Raw genomic sequence first — 18275 nt, forward strand, 5'->3', positions numbered from 1 at the left:
CAATGCGAGTAGCAAATGTATTACGCAACAGCATGTACTCCATGACATTGTATGTCGTGTTGGCTGTCCTCGGCATCTTGATACGGCAGGCGTTTACGCGCCATTTGCCTATAGAACTCTTAGGTCTTGAAGGATTGTTCACCAATGTGATTGCCCTTTTGTCCATTGCGGAACTGGGAATCAGTACTGTGATCAGCTATGGGCTTTATCGGGAAATTGCGAACAAGAACGAAGCTGAAGTCAATATACTGATGAGCATCTATCGGTATATCTATCTCTTGATAGGCACGTTGGTTGCCTTGATCGGCATCGTTTTGTTTTTCTTGTTGCCGTGGATTGTGCGAGATGAAAGCATCGCATGGGGTTATGTTCAATTTGTTTATGTGATTCAAATTTGTACAGTGCTCAGTACGTATTTCCTCGCATATAGACGCACATTGTTTGCGGCGGATCAGAAGGATTATATCTGTGTTCGCATCGATCTCGTCTGTACATTTGCCGCGAATCTTGTGAAGTTCGCTGCGATTGTTGTTTGGCAGAGTTATACGATGTATGCGCTCTCCGCGCTTGGATTCAACATATTGGCGAATCTGATCATCTCGCATCGGCTTGGCAAGGAATATCCATTCCTGCATACGGTCAAGGTCACGATACAGGATTTGCGACAACGAAAATTTTTCGTGGATGTAAAGAATTTCCTGATTCACAAATTATCCTATATTGTATATAGCGGGACGGATGCGATCATTATTTCCTCGATACTGGGACTGCGTACAGCTGGTCTTGTGGCAAATTATGTCCTTCTCTGTGATGGCGTTTACAAACTCTTGTACAAGATGCTGCAGGGAATCATCCCTTCTGTCGCGAACCTAGTTTATACGGATGATAGGGAAAAAAGTTATCGTGTTTATCGTATGCTGGATTTTGCTTACTTTTTGATCGGAGGGTATATCGCTTGCATCTATGTCACTGTGCTTCAACCATTTGTGGCGCTCTTCTTCGGGGCAGAATTCTTGCTTGAGGATGCCTATGTGAAGGCTTTGGCCGTCAATGTTTTTCTTGGCATGCAGTTTGAGAATGCATACAACTTCCGCAGTACGCATGGTGTGTTTGAAAATGATCGCGGCTATATGGTTCTATCTGCTGCAACAAATCTGATTTTATCAGTGATCTTGGCGCATTACCTCGGTGTTGTCGGTGTGATGATCGGCACGATTGCAGGTCTGTGGTTCATCGTCTATGGCCGCGTGCAGTTTGTCTTTCGTGTGATTTTTCGCCGAAGCATGAAGAAATATTGGTGGTGTCATGCGTGGTGGAGCATGGTCGTTCTTTTGGAAATCATGTTGATTAACGAGATATTGAGTGCGTCATTTTTCTCTTCAACGTATACGGGATTATTCGTCAAATGCCTATGTGCAGCGTTGCTAATGTTAGGGATGCAGGTTCTTGTATTTCATCGGTGCGAGGAGTTCCGCAGCGTATGTTTGTATGCCGTTGAGGCGAAGGACGTTCTTATGAGTAAGATTCGGGGGAGGAAATTTCAATGAAGAAAGCGTTGATTACAGGGATCACAGGGCAGGACGGTTCGTATCTTACGGAACTCTTGCTGGAAAAAGGCTATGAGGTTCATGGAATCATTCGCAGGCAGAGCAGTCAGAATACGGAGAGAATCGACCATATCTTGAATGATTCGGCGTTTTCCAAGCGTGTTTTCCTGCATTATGGAGATTTGACGGACTCCAGCAATGCACATGCGCTGATTCGGGAGATTCAGCCGGATGAAGTCTATAATCTGGCAGCACAGTCGCATGTAGCCGTATCCTTTGAGGTGCCGGAGTATACGGCGGAGGCGACAGGTGTCGGTACGATTCGTATGCTTGAGGCAGTACGCCAGAGCGGGCTGCCGATACGCTTTTATCAGGCATCGACTTCAGAACTTTTTGGTGGCTTGCCAGAGACGGCACCTCAGAGCGAGTCAACTCCATTTTATCCGAAGAGTCCTTATGGGGCGGCGAAACTCTACTCTTTCTGGATTACGAAGAACTATCGTGAATCCTATGGGATGTTTGCCTGCAATGGAATCCTCTTCAATCATGAGTCGCCGCGGCGCGGTGAGACTTTTGTGACGCGCAAAATAACGCTTGCAGTCACTCGAATTGCCAAGGGATTGCAGGAGAAGCTGACGCTAGGCAATCTTGAGGCAAAGCGCGACTGGGGCTTTGCGGGAGATTATGTAGAGGGAATGTGGCGCATACTCCAGCAGGATCAGCCTGAGGACTACGTACTTGCAACGAATGAGACGCATACGGTGCGTGAGTTTGTTGAGAGGGCTTTCGCTGAGACGGGCGTTCCGATTCGCTGGGAAGGCGAAGGGAGTAATGAGAAGGGCTATGACGCCAAGACCGGGAAGCTCCTTGTCGATGTGTCAGAGCAATTCTATCGCCCTGCAGAAGTCGAACTCCTCTGGGGGGATTCGACCAAGGCGGAGCATGAGTTGGGATGGAGGCGCAAGGTCGGATTTGCCGAACTGGTCAAGATGATGGTTGCAGCAGATTTGAAAAAGATACACGCCTGAAAGGACGGGGATGAGATTGCCGAATGTACGAGATGCATTCTTTTCTGAAGTCTATCAGATGACGGAGGAAGGGGAAGATATTGTCATCGTATCTGCGGATTTAGGTGCGCCGAGTTTGGATGAGTTCCGGCGCAGATTTCCGCATCGCTTTGTCAATGTTGGCATTGCAGAGCAGAACCTTCTCGCGGTTGCGTCCGGTCTTGCACTCAGTGGGAAATATGTGATTGCTTTCGGGTTGAATCCGTTTCCTGTGACGCGCGCATACGATCAGTTGCGCAACTTCTTGGGCGATCTCAAGATTCCTGTTACGGTTGCGGCATTGAATGCAGGGACGTGTGCGTCAGAATGTGGCTATACGCATATGCCGCTCGAAGATTTTGCAATGGTTCGCATGATTCCTTCCATCAAGATGGTAAATCCGTCCGATACCGCCATTGCGAAAGCGGCGGCGCGTGACTTGGTGGCAGCTTCGCAGCCAATGTATGTTCGATTTGATAAGTTTCTAATGGAAGAGCATTATCAAGAGCGTGAGGTGGATTTCCAAAAGGGATTTTTTGAGATGCCAGCATCAGAACGATTTGCCGTCATTACGACTGGGAATTTTTCTTCTATGCTGAAAAATAGCATCAACACGATTAAGATTCAGGGCGAATCTCCTAGCCTCTTTGATTGCTATGCGTTCCCTCTGGATACGGATTTGCTGGCAGAACGGTTGAAGCCGTTTTCATGTATAGTGACGCTTGAGGATCAGACGCCTTGCGCGGGGCTGGGCTCCCTGATCATGGAGACTCTTTCTGCATATGGAATCGTCAAACGGATTCGTGCTCTGGGTGTTGAACCGAAGCATTGGGAAGGGCGCATTATGAACCGCAGCGCGATTTATGATGAAATGGGATATGATATAAAATCGCTTGGAAAACGACTGCAAAAGACCTTTGAGGAGATGATGGATAATGACTGAAGCACGCGAATTTGAATCGTTGTATGCATTGTCCTATCAAATGCGGAAACGGTTTTTGGAAATTTTTACGCGATTGGGATTCGGTCATGTGACGAGTGCTTTTTCGGCAACGGAAATCTTAGTAACACTTTACAAAGAAGTTTTGCGTTACCAAGCAGACGATCCAGAATGGGGAGGCAGAGACCGCTTTGTTCTGAGCAAGGGACATGGGGCGGGAATGCTTTTTCCTATCTTCGAGGAGATTGGCTATCTGTCTCCTGAACAGATCGATGATATGATTCGCATTGGAGGCGACTACGAGTATATTCGGAGCCTGTTTCTGCCCGGTTACGATTTTTATGGCGGTTCTCTCGGTCATGGATTGGGAATTGCAGCAGGTTTAGCACTAGGCGCACGTTTGAATCGAGCGGATTGGCACACATATTGTCTCGTTGGCGATGCAGAGTGTTGTGAAGGATCTATTTGGGAAGCGGCTATGTTTGCAGGTCATCAGGAACTGAGCAATCTTGTTGTTGTTGTGGATCGCAATGCGCTTGGCTGTTCAGATTTTACAGAGCACATGTTGCGTATGGAACCCTTTGCTGAGAAATGGCGCGCCTGTAACTGGGATGTGCAGGAGGCGGATGGACATACGTATGAAGAGCTTGTCCCTGTGCTGAAAGCGAGTCGTTCGCCCCGCAGATCCAGACCGCTTTGCGTTATTGCTGATACCATCAAGGGGAAAGGGTTGGAGTATCTTTATGACAAGCCTTTGATGCACGGCTATATGCCCAATAAACCCGAGGATATCGAAAAAGTATTTAAGGAATTGAAGAGGTATTAGGGGGATTTGTACGTGGTGGATTATTCGAGGCTGACATAGGAGTTGTTTATGAAGAAGGATAGTAGGATCTACATAGCTGGACATACAGGTCAAATTGGCTATGGCTTGGCAAAAAAATTACAATCGGATGGTTATGAAAATGTAATTTTAAGAACACATGATTCGCTGGATTTGTTGGATCAAAAGAGCGTATGGGATTTTTTTGAAAAAGAAAAACCGGAGTACGTATTTTATTGTGCGGGTACTCTTGGTACTATTGATTATTTTGTACAGGAAAAAGCTGCGGTTATTTACAATAATCTTATGATGCAAGCTAATGTGATTAACTCTGCTGTCAAGAACAATGTAAAAAAATTACTCTATGTAGGCAGTGGGGCTGTTTACGGCAGCCATACTTCTTCACCGTTTCAAGAGACAGCGGCGATAGACTCTATACAACAGGGCGGAATGGAGGCATACGCTGTTGCCAAGATCGCAGGGCTTGAATTGTGCAAACAATATCATGGCATTGCTGGGAGTAAATGTATCTCTGTTTTACCTACGCATGTGTATGGAACGAAGAATATTTCTCGTATCAAGAACACTCTGGTTGAAGAGTTGTTGCAAAAAATGCACCAGGCGAAGCTGGAAGGCGCAAAAGAACTTGCGTTAGATATATGGGGAACGGGGAAGAAGTGTATTCGGCAGTTTATCTATTTGGACGATTTGGTGGATGCGCTTATCTATATAATGGACAACTATGATGAAGTTTTGCCGGTTAATATTGCGTCAGAGGAGGCTGTTTCTCTGGATGAATTGGCTCATATCATTCGAGAAATTATCGGTTATACAGGTACGCTGCATTATCAGGAAGATAAGACTGAAAAGACGGATGATCGCCTTATGTCGGTAGCATATTTGCGAGAACAGGGTTGGAAACCTCATTATACATTGCGAGAAGGAATCCAATCTTTCTATACATGGTATCTTGATGAACTTCGGGAAAAAGGATAATAGGTGTCGTGAAATAAAATTTTCGGGAGGTAGGCAAGTGGAAATTTCGGATAGGATTTACGTTGCCGGGCATACAGGGATGGTGGGTTCGGCTATTGTGCGCCATCTGCAAAAAAATGGATACTATAATCTGCTGCTGAGAACGCATCGTGAGCTTGATTTGACAGATCAGCAGGAGACAAGGAGTTTCTTTGAGCAGGAGCGCCCTGACTATGTATTTATCGCTGCGGCGAAGGTCGGTGGAATACAGGCAAACAGTACGTTTCCTGCAGATTTTTTGTATGTAAATCTGATGATTAATGCGAATATCATCCATGCGGCGCATGAAGTCGGTGTCAAGAAGCTGTTGGCTTTGGGTAGTTCCTGCATTTATCCGAAATTTGCTGACCAGCCGCTTCGTGAAGAGGCCTTTTTGGATGGCAAGCCTGAGCCTACGAATGAAGGCTATGCTATTGCAAAGATTTCGGCATTGGAGTTGGTGAAGTTCTTCCATCGTCAGTACGGTGACCCGTTTATCAGTTGTATGCCGACGAATATTTATGGGGAAAATGACAACTTCGATTTGCAGGGTTCACATGTCATCCCTGCGATGATTCGCAAGTTTCATGCGGCAAAAATGGAGGGGGCGGATTCCGTTACTCTTTGGGGGACGGGAAGCCCGAAACGCGAGTTCCTCTATGTGGATGATCTTGCAGATGCGTGTGTCTTTCTTATGGATCATTATGATGAAGAAGGGCATATCAATATAGGCAGTGGCGAAGAAGTTTCCATGAAGGAATTGGCAGAAGGGATTGCGTCTGTTGTAGACTTTCATGGAACGTTGATCTATGATACGGAGAAGCCCGATGGTGCTCCGCGCCGTTTGGTCGATTCTACGCGTATTCATGAGCTTGGCTGGCAGCATAAGGTATCCTTGCGTGATGGAATCGAACGTTCATATCGATATTTTTTGGAGAATTACAATCAGTAGTTTTTAAAAGAAGGAGCGCATTGTATGGAGCGGTATCGTGATCCTGTTCATGGTTTTATTGAGGTAAGACCATGGGAGAAGAAGATTATAGATTCTGCTCCGTTTCAGCGACTCCGTCATATCAAGCAGCTCGCTATGACGAATCTTGTGTTTCATGGTGCAGAGCATACGCGCTTCGGTCATTCGCTGGGTGTAATGTTTTTGGTGACGAGAGCATTTCACATGGCGGTTGAAAATGGAGCAGGGGAGTATCGTTTTTCGCGCAAGAAAATAGAATGGTATGAACAGATTCTTCGTCTTATTGCTTTGACGCATGATCTTGGGCATGCACCATTTTCACACGCGTCAGAATCGGTCTTTCCTGATGGGATTGAGCATGAAGATTTCACTGAGAAGATTATCAAAGAAACAGAGATTGCAGAGTACATCCATGCAATTGGAAAAGAATTTAAAACGAAGGATGAAAAGTACGATATAACACCGGATTTGATTTGTGACATTTATCGAGGAAGAGATCCTGGTGAGAAATCAGAGTTTACGTTCCTTAAAAGCTTTATGGATGGTGAGCTGGATTGCGACAAGATGGATTACCTTTTAAGGGATTCTCTTTATTGTGGCGTAAATTATGGAAAGTTTGACCTTGAGAGACTACTATCTTCTTTAACGATTGATGGAAAGGAAGGCTTTCCAAGATTGGCAATAGATTATGGTGGTCTTAAGGTATTTGAAGAGTTTGTGTTGGCAAGGTATTTTATGTTTACGGAAGTGTATTTTCATCGTACACGCCGCTATTTCGATATTATTTTAGGAAAAGCTTTGAAGACTATTTTGCCGAATGGAAAATATCCGGAGAAGGTAGGTTTATATCTGGAGTGGGATGATGAGAGGGTTTTTCAAGAATGCCGTAAACAAATTGATGATGTAAATTGTAAGAGCATTATAGCAAGGTATGTTTACCCGTGCGTTTTAGAGAGTCCCGCACATGCTGAGGGAGAACAATTACGTACATACGATAATTTGAAAAAGCGACTATATAAAGAATTTGGGAAAGAATCTTTTATAGAAGATAGTTCTGCGGATAAGTTGCCACATAAAATTCCTGTTCGGTGTGAATTGGAAGATGAAAGAGCTATTATTTCTTTTAATAAGCGCATGAAAAAGAGAGTATCTGTCTCCGAGGAATCTTATATTATTCGGGCATTAGCGACTAAGATAGGAATTAGACGATTATATGCACATCCTATGGTTTCTGAGGAAGCAAAAAAGATTGTGAGAGATTGGTATGCTGCAGACGGGGAGGTATCATGATGAAGATGCTTGAAAAATATGCGCTTCTTATTGGGGATATATGTATGGATGGTCAAACGGGCAAGAAGAAATTGCAAAAACTTATGTATTTAATTGAGCGAAAAGGTGTTCGGTTAGATTTGCGATATACTATTCACTTCTTTGGGCCGTATAGTTCAAGACTGGATCAAGCTGTTCATATTCTTGAAAATGAAGATCGTTTAATCATAGATACATCGGGAAAGACGCACCGGATCATCATGAAGGGGTCGGTGCAGGGGAACCTTCTGGAAAAGGAAGAGAATTTCGTTAATGAAGTACGGGATGTTTTTTTTGATAAATCTCCAAGAGAGTTAGAAGCATTAACAACAATAGATTATGTTGCAACGTTTTTGTTGCATGGAAAAGCGACGAAAAAAAGTGTGATTGATCAGGTGCGGCGCATAAAGGGCAAAAAGTTTTCGCGTGAGGATTTGGAACAAGATTATGATTTCCTTATAGAGCAAGGATATATTTCTGCGTAGTGATTTTAGGAGGAGCAAGCACATGGAAAAGATCGGTGTAGGATATGCGTATGTCAGCGATGCTGAGAAACGTTATGTGAATGAGGCTTTAGATTCTGGGCGGCTTTCGCAAGGAAAGATGGTTCATAAGTTCGAAAAAGAGTTCGCACGACTTCATGACCAAAAGTATGGTGTTGCCTGCAATAGTGGAACGTCTGCCTTGCATGTTTGTTTGGAGGCAATGAAAGAAGTCTATGGCTGGGAAGACGGCAGCGAAGTTCTCGTTCCGGCGATTACTTTCATTGCGACATCGAATGCTTGCATTCACGCGGGTTTGAAGCCTGTGTTTGTGGATGTGGATCCGATTTCTTATAACATGGATGCTTCTAAGATGGAAGAACGTATCACGGATCGGACGGTCGCAGCGATTCCGGTGCATACATTCGGACAGCCGTGTGAGATGGATGCAATCATGGCTGTGACGGAAAAGTATGGTTTGCGTGTTTTGGAAGACTGTGCAGAAGCACACTTTGCAACGTACAAGGGGAAAAAAATCGGCAGTTTCGGCGATATGGCAGCATTCAGTACGTATGTTGCGCATACGATCACGACGGGAATCGGCGGCGTCATTACGACGAATAATCTTACGTTGACGGAGATTTCCCGTTCGCTCATCGCACATGGACGTGCCTGCACTTGCGAGACTTGCTTGGCGTCTGATCCCAGGCAGGTCTGCAAATTGCGCATGCAGACGGAGATGGATAAACGCTTCATGATGGTTCGCATGGGATACAGCTATCGTATCGGTGAGCTGGAAGGCGCGTTGGGGCTTGGTCAGCTTGAGAATCGCGATCTCATTATGAATACGCGCAAGGAGAACGCGCATTATCTCAGCGAGGGTTTACAGGGAACAGAGAAGTATCTGCAACTTCCTGAATATCCGGATTATGTCGATCACTCGTTTATGATGTATCCGATTGTTATAAAGAAAGACGCTCCTTTCACGCGCGATGAGTTTACGCATTTCTTGGAGAAAAACAATATCGAGACCCGTCCCATGCTCCCGTTGCTGAATCAGCCGGTTTATCGGAAGCTGTTTGGCGATATCGAGAGCGATTACCCCGTTGCCGAGTGGTTGGATCATTATGGGCTTTATGTGGGCTGTCATCATGGGTTGAACAAGGAGCAGCTGGATAAGATTGTGGCGACAATTAAAGAGTTTTTGCAGGATAAGGTATAAACTTTCAGGACACATGTTCAGCCGTCACGCGAAGCGACATGCGTTGCTTCGCGCCCATTTCCTGCAACAGTTTCATCAAGGCGGCACGTCCTCACGCCTTACAGAAGCCTAGCCAATCGGTCTGCGCCTTCGGCTTGACCTCTTGGGGCTTCATGGTAAAATGAAGAATACGGGAAGCCTCTGTGAAGGTTTCCCGTATTTCAGCATATCAAATTTGGGAGAAAAATGATGAATATTCTTGTTATAGGAAATGGCTTTGATATCGAATATGGTATTCCGAGTAGTTATAAGAATTTTTTGGATTTCGTTGATATTTTTAAGAACGTTTATTGTCGTAGAGAGACAATAGAGAAACTTAATAAGGCGGAGCGAAAAGCTTTTTTTACACAAAAATTAGAAGAAATATCAAAAATATATAGAGATATTTTCGGACTATGGAATACTAACGAATCTATCGACCCCTTATTTCGTGAGTTCTATGATATGATAAGTGATAACTATTGGATCAATTATTTTATTGATCCAATAGCTAGACTTGAAGGAAAAAGTAACTGGGTGGACATTGAAGCTGAGATCTTACATGTTATACAAACATTGACTGAAAAACGAGAATTTATTATGCAATCAGGTTTTGATGCAACTGCCATGCGTAACCTGAACAAGAAGGATAAAAAATTCCTGCCCCTTTTTATGGAGAGCGTGATGAATGGATGGAGTGAGACGGGCGGAAAAGTAGAAAGAAAACAACAAATGAGCTATTGGCATCAGATGAAAGTCGTACTACAGGATGATTTTTCTAAGCTGGTTCGAGCATTAGAGTTATATATCAATTACTTCATAGATTTTGATAAAGTGAATAAGAGAAATATTTTTGATGGGATTGAATTTGATTATCTTATAACCTTTAATTACACAAATACATATCGAACTCTATATAACCGCACAATCTCTCAAGATTTTATTCATGGACAAGCTCAAGCAAATCGCAATAAGGAAGACAGTAATGTAGTTTTAGGAATTGAAGAATTCCTCGATGAAGGTCAAAAGGACAGAGATATAGAGTTTATTGGGTATAGAAAATATTATCAACGTATTGTAAAACACTGTGATTTTTCCTATAGAACAGTATTAAATAAACCGCAGAATTCACTTAGCATATGGTTTTTTGGGCATTCGCTTGCCTTATCAGATAAAGATATTCTTATCAATTTACTCCCTAGTTCGAATTTAGCATCTCAATTTTCTAAAACACCTAAAAATAATGTGCAAAAGGCTTACATCTGTTATTATAATCAGCAGACATTGGAGCAACAAGTTGTAAATTTAGTTCAAATTTTAGGACAGGACGCCTTAAATGATTTGGTTTGTGGTGCAAATCCTAAAATTGAATTTGTTTTTCAAGGTGACTTTAAGAGAAAACGAACGATAGCCATGAATGCGGAAAGGTAGAATGGGATATAGTATGCAGATAGTATTACTTTCAGGTGGAGCTGGGAAACGGCTATGGCCTCTGTCCAATGATCTTTATTCTAAACAATTTCTCCGCATCTTGAGACGCGAGGATGGGACGCTGGAGTCGATGATTCAGCGTGTTTGCCGTCAAGTGCAGTGCGCCGCGCCGGATACGCCCATCACCGTTGCGACAGGTCGCGAGCAAGTCTCGTTGATTCGCCGCCAGCTTGGTTCTGGGGTGAACATTTCGGTGGAACCGTGCCGGCGTGATACGTTTCCTGCGATAGCGTTGGTGTCTGCCTATCTGCATGAAGTGCGCGGTATTCCTCTCGATGAGGCTGTAGCGATTTGTCCTGCCGATCCTTATGTCGATGAGGGATATTTTCGTGCCGTTGTGCAGTTGCTCGAAGAAGCCGAGAGGGAAGGTTCTGCGAATCTTGTCTTGATGGGAATCGAGCCGACGTATCCGAGCGAGAAGTATGGTTATATCATGCCTGTTTCGCAAGAGCCGCAGAGTATGGTGCAGTCGTTCAAAGAGAAGCCGGATAAGGAGAAGGCTGCAGAATACATCGAACAAGGCGCTTTGTGGAATAGCGGCATTTTCGCGTTCAAGCTTGGCTATGCGCTCGATAAGGCTCGTGAATTGCTGAACTATACGGATTACGAGGATCTTTTCAATCGCTATGAAGAGCTTTCCAAGATCAGCTTTGATTATGCTGTGGTCGAGAAAGAGAAAAATATTGCAGTTCAGCGCTACAGTGGCACTTGGCTTGATATAGGCACGTGGAACACGCTTGCTGAGGTGATGCCAGAGCATACGATTGGTCGCGTCACGATGGATGAGACTTGCAGGAATGCTCATGTCGTGAATACGTTGCCGATGCCCATCCTTTGCATGGGATTGAAGGATGTCGTGGTGGCAGCGAGCCCGGAAGGCATCCTCGTTTCGGACAAGGAGCGATCCAGCGCAATGAAGCCTTATGCAGAGCGACTTCATACGCCAGTGATGTATACGGAAAAGTCATGGGGCGAGTTTCAGATCATCGATGCAGAGACGGAGAGTTTGACCATCAAGATTACACTGAGTCCAGGACGCTCGCTCACCTATCATTTGCACGAGCGCCGCGATGAAACGTGGACGGTGATTGAAGGCCGTGGCTGGGTGAAACTCGACGGTAATGAGTTCGCTGTTGCTGAGGGGCAAACGGTGCGTATACCTAGGGGGTCTTTTCATACGATACGGGCAGAGACGCTGCTGAAGGTGATGGAGATTCAGACGGGTGAGGATATTGATGCGGAGGATAAGATTGTGTGGGGCGGCGAAATATGGTGAAGTGGATATTACTCACTGGGAGGTTTTGTTATGTCTGATTTGCTTATTAGAAATGAACCGATTCAGGCAGTATTTAGTTGGTATATGAATGAAAAATTTTGGGTTAATAGAAAGTACCAGCGAAAACTGGTATGGACATTAGCAGAGAAAAGCAAGTTTATAAATTCGATCATGCGCTCTTATCCGGTACCATTATTTTTATTGGCTGAAACAAGTCAATGTAATGAACAGGGGTATGAAATTATTGATGGGATGCAGAGGTTAGAGGCTGTTTTTAGTTTTTTGAGAGGAGATTATAGTGTTACTCTAGATGGAGAAAATGGTTTTTTTGACTTGTCTACAATGGCAGAAACGAAGGCCTTATTGGATAGTAATGAGATACAGCAAAATACACCTGTTCTGTCACGAAAAATGTGTGTAGATTTGGCAAATTACCAAATCCCTTTGTCTATAACAAGGTTTCAAGAAGAAGAGGTAGAAGAGATTTTTAGAAGAATAAATGCAACAGGGAGATTACTTTCTCATCAAGATTTGCGTCAAGCAGGAGCGACCGAATATTTTTCTGAGTTGGTCAGGAAAATATCCAGTCAGATAAGACGTGACACTTCACCTTCGGATAGACTTCCTTTATCAAAGATGAGAGAAATCAGTCTTTCATCTTCAAAATTGCCGTATGGAATTAATCTGAAAGATGTTTTTTGGGTCAGACAGCAAATTATTACTGTTAATAATATGCGATTGTCTAGAGATGAAGAATTAATCAGTTACTTGTTAATGTACATATTGTTAGGAGACAAAATAGACCCGACCGCAAAAAATCTAGATGAGATTTATGGAGCTGAAAATAATTCAAAAAACATTATAAATGATATTGCTGTTGTTGTTGAGCGAGAAGGTGAGAAAGAAATTATTGAGCGATTTATTAAGGTTTTTGATGAATTTGAAAGAGTTTTGGAAAAGTCTAATCGATCATTTAGTTGGTTGGTGTTTGGAGATGAATCACATGCAAAAGTGAGAACTTTTCAAGTTGTATTTTTAGCTTTTTATAAATTGTTGACCAATGGAAAAATTCTAGTAAGTATAGATAGACTGATTGAGCAACTATCAGGAATTGGAAAGCGTGAATTCAACAATATATCTTCTAGAAAATGGACGGCAAAATATAGAAATGAAAAAATAAATGCAATAGAGGGGATTATAAAGGATTGCTTTATGGACTCAGAACAGAGTAATCCTGCAGTTGATAATTGGGTAAGTAAACTGGAAAATATTCTTATGCAATCTAAAATAGAACAACAACTTTTTGATTTTAAGGTGGGGGTGTATGATTTTTGTTCTAGAAAATATAATGAGCAATGTATAAGGAAATGTGTAAAAACCTTGACTGCAATGGCTAACATGAAAAAAAACACGACGGGATATATTCTTCTTGGTGTTGCAGATGATAAAAAAGATGCGGATAAGCACAAGAAACTATACGGAACAAAACCAAAGTCGTTTAATAATTTTTTTATAGTTGGAGTTGATGGAGAAGTAGAAAAATATCATAAAAGTATGGATGAATACTATAATAGAATTAAGCAAGTTATAGAGAAAGAACCTGTTGATGATTATATTATCTCATATATTACTAGAAATATGAGATTAGTTAACTATTATGATAGAAGCATTGTGGTTCTATCTTTGCAATCAAAGGATAAACCTTTGCTATATGATCAAAAGTATTATGAGAGGCGTGGAGCCAATAATCACAGACTTGATGTAAACGAAGTATCTCCTCCTTATATGGCGGACTTGTTTTCACGCTTCCAGTAATTACTATCTGTTCAAAAGAATGATATCAAATCCATGAGATATCATCAGAACTTGTGGGTAAATATGATGGACAGGCGACTCTATATTCTCATGGTAGACGGACATCAATATTAGAATACTGAAGTAGAATCATGTCAATCATGTTGTCGATATTTCTAAATCCATATGCCACATGTCAGGATTTAATATACCATTGTTTATATGGGTGCATCCTTTGAGCAGATTCAAAGTGGTGTTCATTCTCTTGATTATCATGATTGTTGCGAAATCAGGCAGACAAAAGCTGCTAGTGAATTGGAGATTTCAAAAAGCACCATGTACACGTGGAAATGTGTGCACCGTATGGGATATTTTGATCTTATACACGGCACACAAACACCCACGAGTGCTATTATGTCTCTGTATGAAGAAATCTCCCAGCTTCGTGCACAATTCAAAGCGCAGGATAAAGAGATTCGGCGACTAAAGAAAGAGAACGACTTCCTGGAAGACACAAGCGCTTTTTTGCTGCTAGCCGTTTGAAGTCAACAAAAACGAACGTATGAAATTCATTGTGCTCAAGACTTCTGATGGCGCAATCAAAGGCAACATCAGCCTCTATTGCAAGATTCTCGATGTCACGAGGCAGGAATTCTATCAGTACTTGTCAAACGAAGATCGTTCGTGGAAATATCAGGCGCTAGTCGATGCCATGATGCAGATTCATGCGGGGGATGAATGTAATGACACCTACGGAAGAATCCTCATGTGGTAAGCACTCAAAATTAAGCAAGAAGTTGGCAACTTTATTTGTAAAACATCGAAGGCAGTACTTCGCAGCATGAAGCGGGTGTCGGCAAAAGGGCGAAGCCTTTACCGCGTATTGCTCGTTCTCTCCGAGAGTTTAAAGATCACTTTGAAGAGCAGGACGGATTTTTTTGGTTAAACAGCGCATAGCTGAGCTTGTTGATACGGGTTTCAAGGAATTCTGCGGATTTTTTGCATGCGAAGTTTGAGAAAGCACTATGACGCTCTTATCTCAACATCTCCCATAACTTGCCTGTTAGGAGGATACCTGTTATACTCTAATATATGAGAAGTATTTAATGGCCTATACTGCATAGAGGTTAGCCGACTTTGATGTGTTTTCCATCAGAAAGACAGCCATCCGTCTAATTTGGAGAAGAGTGTGAATATCATGATATACGCAAAGGGTTAGGAGAACAGCCATGGCGATGATGATCGATGCGAGGCCTTCCTTTCGCGGGGAAGCGAGAGTTTGGGAGAGTTTGGAGCGGCTGCTGCCGGATTCTGTTGTGGTTTACAATAACCGTGAGGTCAACGGGCGCGAGTTTGATTTTTGCTTGTTGATCGAGGGTGTCGGCATTTTGGTCATCGAGGTCAAGGGGTGGCTGGCGGACAAGGTGCTTGTTGAAGGTGTTGATCGAATTCTCGTGGAGGGGCTTGATGCACCGCAGAGGTCACCGAAGAAGCAGGCGCGTGCCTATCGCTTTGCCCTGTTGAATAAAATCAGCGAGAAGTATAACAGCAGTCCCTGTGTGTTTGATATGGTCTGCTATCCGTTCATCAGCAAGGCGGAGTATCTTTCTGTGCGTTTGGATGTTGTTTCGGAAGAGACGCTTACGATTTTTAAGGAGGATTTGGAGAGCCGCGAGGCACTGCTTGAGAAAATCCATGGAGCGTATGATTCGCTGCGTCATGTTCCTCATGCGGAGTTTTCGGCGGAGTTTCTTCTGCGGCTGCGGCGGGATTGGGAACCGAATCTGCCGGAGGCTGTCCGACCGACGGAGGCGGCTGCTCAGCCATATTCGCTTCTTTCGATCCATCCGGGTGCGCTTAGGCGAGCTGAGGCGGAGCGAATCGTATCGGAGTATTTCGCAGGAATCAAGCGCATTGTCTTTTTGGGCGACCGCACGTCGTATGAGCAGCTTGCCGCCGCTTTCGATGCGGGCTTCAAGCGGCGCAATATTGAGCCGAGTGCGAACGGCTTGCAGATCGGCTATGCGCATGGGCTTGTTGCAGGGGCGGATTCTTTTCGCACGTTCAACCTCGAGGTCTATTTCGTCGAGAATCTCATAGAGATTGCGGCGACGGATGTTGTGATTGAGGAGGGGGCGGCGGAGCGGGAGCTTTTAGAGAAGTTGTCGGCTGTTACGCTCTTCAATGCGCAGCAGTATCAGATCGAACATGCACCTGCAAATGCACATATCTTGGTTGAGGCGGGCGCGGGAACAGGAAAGACGTTTTCCATGGTTTCCCGCGTCGCTTTTTTGTGCGGCAAGAAGACGGCTGCTGTGACGAATCTCGCAGAAGAGATTGCGATGGTGACCTTCACCAACGACGCGGCGAACAATATGAAGGCGCGGCTGAAGCAGATGTTCGTCCATTCCTTCGTCTTGACGAAGCAGCCGCGCTTTTTGCGGCTGGTCGAGGAGGTGGATCGTGCTCATATTTCTACGATCCATCGCTTTGCCCTTGATATTTTGCGCGGGGAGGCGCTCTATACGGGACTGGGGACGAATTTCCGCATTGCATCGGATGCGTATTTGCGCGGGAAAATCTACGACGATTGTTTGAACGATTTTCTCGCAAGGATGGAAGAGGAAAATCCGAATTTTCTGCAGGAGATTCCCGTGCCGCTCTATGAGCTGAAGAAGAAGCTCATGAGCATGGCGGATCGCCTGTTGGCGAAAAGCGTTGACTTAAAGCGGCTCAAGCGGTCGCAAATGGGCGTCGTGGACGATCAGCCGATCCCGTATTTCAACGATTTGATCGAAGAGGTCGTAGTCTTGGCGGAGGAAATCTATGGGCGGGAAATGCATGCCACCAATGCGCTGGATTTGACCGAATGTCTGATCCTCCTGCAGCAGGTGTTGGATGAGTGCCCGGAAAAGCTCCGCTCGCTCAAGAGCCGATATTTGTTCATCGATGAGTTTCAGGATACGGACGACGTTCAGATTCAGGTCTTCCGCAAGCTGCAAAATAAGGTGGACGCGGACTGCCACTTGTTCGTCGTGGGGGATTTGAAGCAGAGCATTTATCGCTTCCGCGGGGCGCGTCTCAGTGCCTTCAAGCAGCTGATGAGCGATGTGCGCATGGTCTGGGCATCATATTCGCTCACGCGCAATTATCGAAGCGACCGGCGGCTGTTGGAACGGCTTCATGAAGTCTTTTGCCGCATGGGCGAGCAGCAGTATCTTCCCTACCGCGAGGAGGCTGACCGCCTTTTCGGCAGTGTGGAGACGGGCATTGCCGAAGAGGATTTGTTTGGATCGGTTCCGTGTCCGTCGAGGGCGGCGTTTTTCGATACGGTTATCGATGTTCTGCGTGCGCAGGAGGAGATCGCGGCCTCTCTCATGAAGGAGCGCGAGGAGCGGCGTCAGCAACCGCTTTCCAAGGCCGAGCGCACGATTGCCGTCCTGGTCAGAAGCAATTGGCAGGTAGAGAAGCTGACGGATGCGGCGAAGAAAAGGGGCGTCGAGCTTCACACGAAGTCTGGCGGCGAGCTCTATCAGCTGGAATCGACGCTGGACCTCTACAAGTTGCTGCTCGCTCTGGAAAACAGCGCGAATCCCGTTCATCTGGTCAACTTCATCGAGTCGAATTATACATGGCTGCGGCTCGATTATCAGAAGTATCGCGGCATGGAGTCTGCCGCCTGTCTTGCCGATTTGCGGCGCATTCTGGATGAGTTTTTTACGATTCACATGGAAAAGACGTGGCAAGAGGTTGTCAATGAGGCGCATGCACAGCCGATTCTTTTTGTCCTTCGTCACTTGTACGAAGCGCTGCAGCCATGGAAGAAGTACAGCTCGGAACAGGCCGAGCAAAGGTACTACATGGCGAACTACGAGTATCTGCTCGAACGCATTATTCGATTTTCGCGTGCGGATGCGCTGACGCTCCATCAGATGACGGAGTACTTGAAGGTCTCGATCTTGACCGAGCAGAAGCAGCCGGCGCGCGACATCGACTTTGATGACGAGGGGATTCAGCTCATCTGTACGACGGTGCACAAGGCGAAGGGGCTTGAGTATGGCACGGTCGTGCTGCCCTATACGGATGCGGACATGGGAGGCTTGAGCAAGGGCGGGCTTGATGCACATTATTCCGACGGCAAATTGGCGTATATTGTCTCGTTCGATAACGGGATCGAGGTTCGCAACTCTCACTATGATGAGAACATGGAGACGCGCGAGCAAATTGCCGAGGAATCGCGCATCCTCTATGTCGCCTTGACGCGGGCGATTCGAAGCTGCGTGTGGATCTATCGTCCGAACCGCAATGCCGCTGTCACTTGGGGCTCGTTGCTGGAGGTATGAG

At 45.0% G+C, this 18275-nt stretch carries 15 protein-coding genes; all 15 read left to right on the forward strand.

The genetic code is table 11. The features are described 5' to 3' along the window. Positions 1–32: 32 nt before the first annotated feature. The 15 genes from OL236_RS11140 (at position 33) to OL236_RS11210 (ending at position 18274) form a co-directional block, all read left to right on the forward strand. Positions 33–1547, forward strand: a complete 1515-nt coding sequence (locus OL236_RS11140) for a lipopolysaccharide biosynthesis protein (RefSeq protein ID WP_265070668.1) — start codon at positions 33–35, stop codon at positions 1545–1547. Further along, positions 1544–2575: a GDP-mannose 4,6-dehydratase gene (gene gmd / locus OL236_RS11145; RefSeq protein WP_265070669.1), complete on the forward strand. Its 1032-nt coding sequence runs from the start codon at positions 1544–1546 to the stop codon at positions 2573–2575. The genes OL236_RS11140 and gmd overlap by 4 nt, the downstream gene beginning before the upstream one ends. 10 nt (positions 2576–2585) lie before the next feature. Next, positions 2586–3536 (forward strand): hypothetical protein, encoded by a 951-nt coding sequence (locus OL236_RS11150; protein ID WP_265070670.1) that lies wholly within the window; start codon positions 2586–2588, stop codon positions 3534–3536. After that, positions 3529–4359 carry a transketolase gene (locus tag OL236_RS11155; RefSeq protein ID WP_265070671.1) on the forward strand — a complete coding sequence of 277 codons (831 nt, stop codon included), beginning with the start codon at positions 3529–3531 and terminating at the stop codon, positions 4357–4359. Before OL236_RS11150 ends, OL236_RS11155 begins: the two co-directional genes overlap by 8 nt. Before the next feature lie 48 nt (positions 4360–4407). Next, complete coding sequence (locus tag OL236_RS11160) at positions 4408–5352, forward strand: NAD-dependent epimerase/dehydratase family protein (RefSeq protein ID WP_265070672.1); 945 nt, start codon at positions 4408–4410, stop codon at positions 5350–5352. 37 nt (positions 5353–5389) lie between these two features. After that, positions 5390–6322 carry a GDP-L-fucose synthase family protein gene (locus OL236_RS11165; RefSeq protein WP_265070673.1) on the forward strand — a complete coding sequence of 311 codons (933 nt, stop codon included), beginning with the start codon at positions 5390–5392 and terminating at the stop codon, positions 6320–6322. Positions 6323–6346: 24 nt separating this feature from the next. Beyond that, positions 6347–7630 carry an HD domain-containing protein gene (locus tag OL236_RS11170; protein WP_265070674.1) on the forward strand — a complete coding sequence of 428 codons (1284 nt, stop codon included), beginning with the start codon at positions 6347–6349 and terminating at the stop codon, positions 7628–7630. Continuing rightward, on the forward strand, positions 7627–8133 hold the full coding sequence (locus OL236_RS11175) for a hypothetical protein (RefSeq protein WP_265070675.1): 507 nt from the start codon (positions 7627–7629) through the stop codon (positions 8131–8133). The genes OL236_RS11170 and OL236_RS11175 overlap by 4 nt, the downstream gene beginning before the upstream one ends. 22 nt (positions 8134–8155) lie before the next feature. Further along, entirely contained in the window at positions 8156–9352 is a 1197-nt protein-coding gene (locus tag OL236_RS11180) for a DegT/DnrJ/EryC1/StrS family aminotransferase (RefSeq protein WP_265070676.1), read from the forward strand. Positions 9353–9577: 225 nt separating this feature from the next. Further along, positions 9578–10801, forward strand: a complete 1224-nt coding sequence (locus OL236_RS11185; RefSeq protein ID WP_265070677.1) for a bacteriophage abortive infection AbiH family protein — start codon at positions 9578–9580, stop codon at positions 10799–10801. A 13-nt stretch (positions 10802–10814) separates the two neighbouring features. Further along, positions 10815–12137: a sugar phosphate nucleotidyltransferase gene (locus OL236_RS11190; RefSeq protein WP_265070678.1), complete on the forward strand. Its 1323-nt coding sequence runs from the start codon at positions 10815–10817 to the stop codon at positions 12135–12137. A 30-nt stretch (positions 12138–12167) separates the two neighbouring features. Beyond that, a complete protein-coding gene (locus tag OL236_RS11195; RefSeq protein ID WP_265070679.1) occupies positions 12168–13952 on the forward strand; it encodes a DUF262 domain-containing protein in 1785 nt (594 codons plus the stop codon). Between the two features lie 201 nt (positions 13953–14153). After that, a complete protein-coding gene (locus OL236_RS11200) occupies positions 14154–14474 on the forward strand; it encodes a hypothetical protein (protein ID WP_265070680.1) in 321 nt (106 codons plus the stop codon). 19 nt (positions 14475–14493) lie between these two features. Further along, positions 14494–14706: a hypothetical protein gene (locus tag OL236_RS11205; protein WP_265070681.1), complete on the forward strand. Its 213-nt coding sequence runs from the start codon at positions 14494–14496 to the stop codon at positions 14704–14706. A gap of 454 nt (positions 14707–15160) precedes the next feature. Then, complete coding sequence (locus tag OL236_RS11210) at positions 15161–18274, forward strand: UvrD-helicase domain-containing protein (protein ID WP_265070682.1); 3114 nt, start codon at positions 15161–15163, stop codon at positions 18272–18274. Position 18275 lies beyond the last annotated feature (1 nt).

Origin of the sequence: Selenomonas sputigena (assembly GCF_026015965.1) — a bacterium.
Lineage (GTDB): Bacteria > Bacillota > Negativicutes > Selenomonadales > Selenomonadaceae > Selenomonas.

Coding starts and splice junctions, on each gene's coding strand:
- OL236_RS11140 (WP_265070668.1), top strand. CDS start 33: ATGTACTCCATGACATTGTATGTCGTGTTGGCTGTCCTCGGCATCTTG.
- gmd (WP_265070669.1), top strand. CDS start 1,544: ATGAAGAAAGCGTTGATTACAGGGATCACAGGGCAGGACGGTTCGTAT.
- OL236_RS11150 (WP_265070670.1), top strand. CDS start 2,586: ATGAGATTGCCGAATGTACGAGATGCATTCTTTTCTGAAGTCTATCAG.
- OL236_RS11155 (WP_265070671.1), top strand. CDS start 3,529: ATGACTGAAGCACGCGAATTTGAATCGTTGTATGCATTGTCCTATCAA.
- OL236_RS11160 (WP_265070672.1), top strand. CDS start 4,408: ATGAAGAAGGATAGTAGGATCTACATAGCTGGACATACAGGTCAAATT.
- OL236_RS11170 (WP_265070674.1), top strand. CDS start 6,347: ATGGAGCGGTATCGTGATCCTGTTCATGGTTTTATTGAGGTAAGACCA.
- OL236_RS11175 (WP_265070675.1), top strand. CDS start 7,627: ATGATGAAGATGCTTGAAAAATATGCGCTTCTTATTGGGGATATATGT.
- OL236_RS11180 (WP_265070676.1), top strand. CDS start 8,156: ATGGAAAAGATCGGTGTAGGATATGCGTATGTCAGCGATGCTGAGAAA.
- OL236_RS11185 (WP_265070677.1), top strand. CDS start 9,578: ATGATGAATATTCTTGTTATAGGAAATGGCTTTGATATCGAATATGGT.
- OL236_RS11190 (WP_265070678.1), top strand. CDS start 10,815: ATGCAGATAGTATTACTTTCAGGTGGAGCTGGGAAACGGCTATGGCCT.
- OL236_RS11195 (WP_265070679.1), top strand. CDS start 12,168: ATGTCTGATTTGCTTATTAGAAATGAACCGATTCAGGCAGTATTTAGT.
- OL236_RS11200 (WP_265070680.1), top strand. CDS start 14,154: ATGGGTGCATCCTTTGAGCAGATTCAAAGTGGTGTTCATTCTCTTGAT.
- OL236_RS11205 (WP_265070681.1), top strand. CDS start 14,494: ATGAAATTCATTGTGCTCAAGACTTCTGATGGCGCAATCAAAGGCAAC.
- OL236_RS11210 (WP_265070682.1), top strand. CDS start 15,161: ATGGCGATGATGATCGATGCGAGGCCTTCCTTTCGCGGGGAAGCGAGA.